The organism is Paenibacillus sp. MSJ-34 (genome assembly GCF_018918005.1).
Taxonomy (GTDB): Bacteria; Bacillota; Bacilli; order Paenibacillales; family Paenibacillaceae; genus MSJ-34.
In genome coordinates, this window is record NZ_JAHLPR010000128.1 from 1 (window position 1) to 1,220 (window position 1,220).

The 1,220-nt window shown below is 50.5% G+C and carries 1 protein-coding gene; it reads left to right on the forward strand.

Annotated elements, in window-relative coordinates:
* The first annotated feature begins 135 nt into the window (after positions 1-135).
* Positions 136-1,059 carry a VOC family protein gene (locus KQI79_RS27295; RefSeq protein ID WP_216541468.1) on the forward strand — a complete coding sequence of 308 codons (924 nt, stop codon included), beginning with the start codon at positions 136-138 and terminating at the stop codon, positions 1,057-1,059.
* The last annotated feature ends 161 nt before the right edge of the window (positions 1,060-1,220 follow it).

The window sequence follows — 1,220 nt, forward strand, 5'->3', positions numbered from 1 at the left end:
ATTCCGGAAAGTCCAGTCCCAAATTTATTTTTCAAAGATCAACTGGAAATTTTGAAGGCGGCCGCCAGTCCCCTAGGGGACTGGAAGTAAACTCAAAACTGCCTTCAAGAAATACTATATGAGGAGGATCATGTTATGAGTCATACCAAGAGCGGTTCGTTTACCGGTTCCATCATCCCGCACCTGTGGTTCGACAAAGAGGCGAAGGAAGCTGCGGAGTTCTATTGCTCCGTTTTCCCGGATTCTAAAATCACGAGCGCGACGACATTGCGCAATACGCCCTCCGGCGATTCCGATCTCGTTACGTTCACCGTCTGGGGACATTCCTTTATGGCCATCTCTGCGGGGCCTTACTTTAAGATCAATCCTTCCATTTCGTTTTTCGTGAATATCGACCCTTCCCGAGAGAAGAACGCGAGAGCCATGATCGACAAGATGTGGAGCAAGTTGTCCGAAGGCGGCAACGTGCTTATGCCGCTTGATACGTACCCGTTCAGCGAACGGTATGGCTGGATCCAGGACAAGTACGGCGTCACATGGCAGCTCATGTTGACGAACGCGGCCGGGAATCCGACGATTGTCCCCTCCTTGTTGTTCGTAGGCGAAAACTGCGGCAAGGCGGAAGAAGCGCGCGAGTTCTATCTTTCGGTGTTCCGCCATACTCAGCCGGGCAGCCTCTTTCGGTATGGCCCCGGACATGAGCCGGATCGGGAAGGAACGGTGATGTTCTCCGATTTTATGCTGGAGAACACCTGGTTTGCGGCCATGGATAGCGCTTTGGAACACCATTTCAACTTCAACGAGGCGATTTCCCTCATGGTCTGTTGTGAGACGCAGGAGGAAATTGACTACTACTGGGAGAAACTTTCCGCCGTCCCCGAGGCCGAACAGTGCGGCTGGCTTAAAGACAAGTATGGCGTCTCGTGGCAAATCTCTCCCAACGCACTGGACGAAATGATGACCAAGGGCACGCCGGAACAACGCGAGCGCGTCACGCAGGCATTCTTGAAGATGAAAAAGTTTGACCTTGCGGAATTGCAAAAAGCATTTCAAGGGTAAGGAACGATGAAAAATCGTTGCGTTTGAACTCACTCGCCAAAACGGGGCTGTCCATAAAGTCAGTGAAAACTGCTGGACGCCCCGTTTTTGTTGAATGTTAAAAATGTACACAAAAAAAACGTCTTTTCCTGTAAAATGAAAGTTACCACACCACCATTTTA